The following is a 5,161-nucleotide window of genomic DNA, read 5'->3' on the forward strand; positions in this document are numbered from 1 at the left end:
CCTTAGCTCAGATGGTAGAGCAGTAGTTTTGTAAACTATTGGTCGGGGGTTCGAGTCCCTCAGGCGGCACCATCCATCGCTTGCGAATTCGGTCCTAGTCGTGACAAGCTGCCTTCCGGGAAATCGGTAGGGGCAACATTGTGCGAACCATTCTGTCAGCGTTAGCAGCGATAATCGCTACGTCGGCCGTTGCGGGGCAGGCAGACCCTCGCGCACTAGAAGCGTGTCAGAAAACGTCTAAGGCTTTCACCGAGATTGCCAAATGTCTTCCCGATGCAGACGTGGCGGTTAGAACGTTAGATGCTTTCTCGACCATCTACCCGCTCGAAGCGTCCCCGCTCAAAGACCGATGCATCGAGCTAAACAGCGACAATCTCACCGGGGCGGCGGCATGCGTGACCAACGCAATAAAAGACGGTCTTAGCTTACGAAAGTCGCTGCCTGCGGGAAGTGATTTGAGCGACCCGATTTTCGCAGCCGTGGCTGATGATGATCGTTGGTCAAAGCTTGAATCTGCAATCAACAGTGCGCGAGCTGCCTACCGGGACCAGACGATTTGGGGAATGACGCTCTATCAACCTTATCGCTGACAACGCGAGCGTTATATTGAATGCTCCGGCAGATGTCGTCTAATCTCCAAACAGGGCTTCGATTAAGCGGGAGGTGGGACAGTGGGCGGGGTTCGCGCAGCACTTGTTGATGCTGTCATTGCCGCAATTCCGGTAGCGTTGGTCTATTTTAGCGGCTGGGCCTATTTGACCTCGTATTTGGGTGAATTCGGGATCGACGCCACCCAAATTGATATCAGCTTCACAACCGTGTTGGTTTACGCTTTCGTGCCATTGCAGGCGTTCTATGTGTTGGCTCTTTTCTTTTTGCTTGCGGTTCTGACTTTAGCTGCCTTCCTTTTCGAATTGTATGCCAAAGACCAGAACGACAAGCGCAATAAGACGATTGCAGCGATCATCGCTTTCGTATCGGCCTTGCTGTTCGTGTGTCTCCTATTCGTCATCAAGGGTGCGGCCGTGGATGCTGCTGAAGATATGGCCCACAACGTTTGGAAAGGGTCCAAATCGCAAAGCATTCCGACGCTGGGTAGTTCGGGTAATGATGAGAAGGTGGTGGCCGACCTCTACCGGGCATGCCGCGATGGAAGGCGATTGCGCCAAATTATTGGGCTGCCTGACCAAATGTTTCTTATGTGTCGAAGCGAGGTCGATCCGTGCAATCACGGAACGCTGTTCGTGGTCAACAAAGACGGGCGTATCACTTACACGGCTGATAAGGTCAGGAGGGACATCGATGCTGAGAAGATTTGTACAAGTTAGCGGGGTATTGGCCCTCGGCATCTGTCCGGTATACGGGCAAGATAAGACCGACGACTGGAACGTTGCGGTTGCTCTCGTTAAAAGCGCCGGACCTTACGAAGTGAAGGGCGAAAGTGGCGTCATCGGATTTGTGGTTGCCTGGGCGGGTGACGTTGTCACCTTCAAGCCGTGCACTGGCGATTCTTTTTCGCTGGATCGAAAGAAGTTGCTTTTCACGAAAAACAAATGCGCCGATAGCCCATCGTCAAATGAAAACCCGCTTGTGGCAAGCTGCAACAATGCGCTCAAATGGGACGTTCAGATTGTCGCCGAAGCGGTGCGAGACGACGGACCGATTGGAAAAACCTTCTTCAAGAAGGCGGGCGCAGCTCCCGTTACTGTTGTGATGGCCGATCCAAAGCAGGCTGCGGCTACGGTTGACGCTGCCTATCAGCTGAAAGATTGCGGGCAATACGTGGTCGGGTTTGACAAATATGGATCCGCTATGGTCGGCCTAGTCCCATCGATTCAAGCTATCCAACTGGACGATTCCAAATGATGAAGTGGGTGTCTGGTGGTTTCGCCGTTTGGATCGCTGCGCTGTCGTCCGTTCAAGCCAACGCACAATTCTTAGTCGATACAGACAGCGACACTATGAAAAAAGCAGTGGGGACAACCACCCTTGACGATTTGTCGATAAACGACACCGCGTTGGTCTATCGAGACTTTTGTGTGCGAGACAACAAGCTGTTCCTGCCTGGGTGGTCCAAGCTTGCGGATTTAGCCTCAAACACCTACGCGTCGACGGGCGTGATACTCAAGTTGACAATCCTGCCCGGCAAAAGGGTGTCAGGAACGTACGTGGACGCGGCGCAAGCACAAAGCATTGCAAAGGGCAACTCAAACGCGCCGCCTGTGCTCTCCAAGAGTGACTATGAAAAGGCCGTTCTTGATGAAATGGACAGCATATACAGAGGTGGATTTTGGGGTACGCTTCCCTGTGATCAAGAGCAGGAATCAAACCCGCTCCGCCCTTTGAAGTTGCTGGAGGTAGATGCGATCAACGGATTCAAAGCGATGTCGGAGCTTTTGGCGTCCATCAAACATTGAACCGGAACGCGGGTGGCAAGCTGTGTCAAGCGCGATCTAATCTACCCCTGCAATTACCCCGCCCCGCACCCGTTGCATAGGCGACTTAGTTAATCGTTGAATTCGTTGCAATTTGCCGCTGGCCTATTCGAGCCGGCGTCTGTTTGAATGTTTGCTGCTCAGCGCCGCTCTTGGGTCCCCAGAAGGCTCTTCGCCACGTCCTCCCCGCGACGGGCCAGCCCGCAGCGCCCCTGCAGGGACGCCGAGTCCTTGTCGTAGAGGACGAGTATCTGATCGCAGCGGAACTCGAAGAGGCGATCAGGGAAGCTGGCGGCAGGGTCATTGGCCCGGTGGCTAATCCTGAAGATGCATCGAAGAAAATCGCCAGCGAGGACGTGGAATGCGCCACGGTTGACATAAAGCTTGGTGCTGCCGCGACTTTCGCCGTCGCGGTCGAATTGCAGGCGCACGGTATCCCGTTCATATTCGTCACCGGGTATGACCGGACCATTGTCCCAAGCGAATTTTCGGGCGTTCAGCGTCTTGTGAAGCCTGTTATGCCCGATGACCTCATCAGGCATTTGATCGAGCTGACCTAAGTTCAGCGGCCTTGTCCGTTCCAGTGGATGAACGCCACGCTTCCCGGTGACATCCCCACGGTTCAACGGCGCCTCAGGCCGCGAGCACCCAGAAGCTCGGCAATATCGGCAATCAGTTCGCGAGCCCTGGCCAATTCCGCCGCCGCCTGCTTCCGGACATGGTCATTTTCCTCGCGAAGCTTTTGCGCCCGTTTCAGGGCTGCCGCGCTGATATCGAGGGAAGTCCAAGTGTCCATGCCGACCAACTCTAGGAGCGAGCAAATGTTCCGTTGGGGCGGCGGAACCTAAGGCCATCAGCTGTCTTTGTCTCAGCATGAGCACCGAGACCAAGGTGGAAAAGGGAGAACGCCACGTTCGCGAAGGCAGGGCATGCATTGCTCGCCAGCGCAAACTCATCGACGAGATGACGCTCGACGGCCACCGGACCGAAGTGGCCCGAGGGCTCTTGCAAGACTTCGAGGCGGTGCAACGCGAACTTGAAATGCATCTGGACTTCCTGCGCACATTCAACTGATGAGTGTTCGACATTGCGCGTCCGGCGCATCGCAGCCCCGCTCAAGAGGTCTCAATTTGAATTTGAAAAATTTGGCTCCTACTTTAGGCCGGTGACCAAAGCGCCATGAATGCAGGGGTGCAGGCGATGGCCGCCACGTTGTTCGGAACCCGAAAGCTATATCTCAAGGCTCTCCGGATCGTTGCCGCGACAGAGCGTTCAATAGGGCGCTCCGCCACACGGATGGCGACGTGCTACAGCGTGCTCGAGTTGTCTGAAGCCCTGTTGCAGAAACCAGTACGGACCATGTTTGAAACGTCCGCCGTCCCTAAAGGTGAAAAGCCGGCGGCCCTGTTGTCGCCGAAGCCAGGCAAGTGCGGTCCCTATAAGAAGCGCGAGAAATCTGATATCGCTTAGCGATGAGGGAAACCGTTCTGGCGATGCTGGAGCAGCATGTGCTTTTGGGCGAGCGACACATTGCGCGCCAGCGCGAGATTGTTGCCGACTTCCATCACAAGGGCTTTAGGACAGACCTAGCCGAAGAGCTTTTGAAGCTGTTCGAGCAGATGCAACTTCTGCACGTCGCTCACCGAGATCGGCTTTTGAATTCAACGCAAGGCTAGGCGAAGTCTTTGAGCCCCGGTAGCATGAGGGAATGAAGCGCAGCACGATCTATGCCGTCTATCACCCACCATCGAACGGCCTGCCATACATGGCTGTAGTCATCGCTCCCGATGGAACGGCTACCGCCCGTCCATTCGAAACGGAGCAAGAGGCCGCAGCGTTCAACAAGCAAATGGCAGCGGCAGGACATCCCGGCAAGGCCAACCATTGAAGCACTACCCACCCCACCCGTAGGGGAAGGGCCACAGGCCCGTAGCGTTACCTCTGGAGGTTAAAAAGCCCCAGCGCTGAGGGGTGTATCGGCGCTAGGGCTTTAGGCATGTACGCTGTACCCTCCATGTCCGTTTATCAGCTTGCGCTAATATAGTGAACGAAGGGTGAATAGGCGCCCCGTAGCGCTGCGACCGAGGCGGACCTGTAGGGCTGGAAATCCACCAAGCAGCCAAGGAATTGACCAGCGGAAATCAAATTTACCCCCGCCTATACCCCTGCCCTTCCCGTCTGGGTCGATGGGGATCGTGGGCCTTTGAATTCGTTGGGGATTTGTCGCCGATCGTCTGCTCTGGCGTCTATTCGGACAACCGCTGCTCACGCGCTGTGGCTGGAAATCAACCGGCCCAATCCCGGTATTTGGCCTGTGCGATTATCGGTTCATCCGTCGGGATAATTACATCAACGCTTTCGGCGGGTGTGGTTGCTTGGAACAATTGGGCGGCCAATGCAGCGCCTTCATTTGTCAGGCTGTAGGCGTATTTATCAGCCGGCGTTGAGTGCATTGCGAGCGTGATATTTACCGCGTCAAGCAAGGCTTGTGCGTCGCGGGATAATTGCCCGTCGCGCATGATGCGACCGTCTCGGCCGGGAGCGATCTTGTCGAGACGTTTAGCCAGGGCGAGACGGGCAGCGGGACGCATGTTTAGCCTCGCTTGGTCACTTCGAGTCGTTCCACTCGACGGAGCAAGTCGGCGTCTTCAACGATATTTTTCGAGGCGGTAATAGCCTCTAGCAATTGCTTCGCTTCGTCCGGGGAGATTTCCCCGGTCCATGCG

Annotated in this window: 11 protein-coding genes; 8 read left to right on the top strand and 3 right to left on the bottom strand. The window is 55.6% G+C overall.

Annotated elements, in window-relative coordinates; all coding sequences use genetic code 11:
* The first annotated feature begins 281 nt into the window (after positions 1 to 281).
* The 4 genes from EN781_RS25205 (at position 282) to EN781_RS25220 (ending at position 2,417) form a co-directional block, all read left to right on the top strand.
* Positions 282 to 590, top strand: a complete 309-nt coding sequence (locus EN781_RS25205; RefSeq protein ID WP_145965616.1) for a hypothetical protein — start codon at positions 282 to 284, stop codon at positions 588 to 590.
* An 81-nt stretch (positions 591 to 671) separates the two neighbouring features.
* A complete protein-coding gene (locus EN781_RS25210; RefSeq protein WP_127400428.1) occupies positions 672 to 1,328 on the top strand; it encodes a hypothetical protein in 657 nt (218 codons plus the stop codon).
* Positions 1,329 to 1,335: 7 nt separating this feature from the next.
* On the top strand, positions 1,336 to 1,866 hold the full coding sequence (locus tag EN781_RS25215) for a hypothetical protein (RefSeq protein ID WP_210213498.1): 531 nt from the start codon (positions 1,336 to 1,338) through the stop codon (positions 1,864 to 1,866).
* Positions 1,863 to 2,417 carry a hypothetical protein gene (locus tag EN781_RS25220; RefSeq protein WP_127400430.1) on the top strand — a complete coding sequence of 185 codons (555 nt, stop codon included), beginning with the start codon at positions 1,863 to 1,865 and terminating at the stop codon, positions 2,415 to 2,417. Before EN781_RS25215 ends, EN781_RS25220 begins: the two co-directional genes overlap by 4 nt.
* Before the next feature lie 158 nt (positions 2,418 to 2,575).
* Here the strand turns inward: EN781_RS25220 and EN781_RS35525 are convergent, their stop codons facing one another.
* Together EN781_RS35525 and EN781_RS34890 are read right to left on the bottom strand one after the other, a co-directional pair.
* Positions 2,576 to 3,061: a hypothetical protein gene (locus EN781_RS35525; RefSeq protein WP_245492651.1), complete on the bottom strand. Its 486-nt coding sequence runs from the start codon at positions 3,059 to 3,061 to the stop codon at positions 2,576 to 2,578.
* The gene (locus EN781_RS34890; protein WP_127400431.1) at positions 3,058 to 3,240 is read right to left on the bottom strand and encodes a hypothetical protein; all 183 of its coding nucleotides are present in this window, start codon (positions 3,238 to 3,240) and stop codon (positions 3,058 to 3,060) included. Before EN781_RS34890 ends, EN781_RS35525 begins: the two co-directional genes overlap by 4 nt.
* 68 nt (positions 3,241 to 3,308) lie before the next feature.
* Between EN781_RS34890 and EN781_RS25235 the strand changes: the two genes are divergently transcribed.
* The 4 genes from EN781_RS25235 (at position 3,309) to EN781_RS25250 (ending at position 4,323) form a co-directional block, all read left to right on the top strand.
* Positions 3,309 to 3,509, top strand: a complete 201-nt coding sequence (locus EN781_RS25235) for a hypothetical protein (protein WP_127400432.1) — start codon at positions 3,309 to 3,311, stop codon at positions 3,507 to 3,509.
* A gap of 126 nt (positions 3,510 to 3,635) precedes the next feature.
* A complete protein-coding gene (locus EN781_RS34895) occupies positions 3,636 to 3,905 on the top strand; it encodes a hypothetical protein (protein ID WP_127400433.1) in 270 nt (89 codons plus the stop codon).
* 2 nt (positions 3,906 to 3,907) lie between these two features.
* Positions 3,908 to 4,111: a hypothetical protein gene (locus tag EN781_RS25245; protein WP_127400434.1), complete on the top strand. Its 204-nt coding sequence runs from the start codon at positions 3,908 to 3,910 to the stop codon at positions 4,109 to 4,111.
* 32 nt (positions 4,112 to 4,143) lie between these two features.
* Positions 4,144 to 4,323, top strand: a complete 180-nt coding sequence (locus tag EN781_RS25250; RefSeq protein ID WP_127400435.1) for a hypothetical protein — start codon at positions 4,144 to 4,146, stop codon at positions 4,321 to 4,323.
* 397 nt (positions 4,324 to 4,720) lie between these two features.
* Here EN781_RS25250 and EN781_RS25255 read toward each other — a convergent pair whose 3' ends face one another.
* Positions 4,721 to 5,026 carry a hypothetical protein gene (locus EN781_RS25255; protein ID WP_127400436.1) on the bottom strand — a complete coding sequence of 102 codons (306 nt, stop codon included), beginning with the start codon at positions 5,024 to 5,026 and terminating at the stop codon, positions 4,721 to 4,723.
* Positions 5,027 to 5,161: the final 135 nt, after the last annotated feature.

This window comes from Mesorhizobium sp. M4A.F.Ca.ET.090.04.2.1 (assembly GCF_003999085.1).
Lineage (GTDB): Bacteria > Pseudomonadota > Alphaproteobacteria > Rhizobiales > Rhizobiaceae > Mesorhizobium.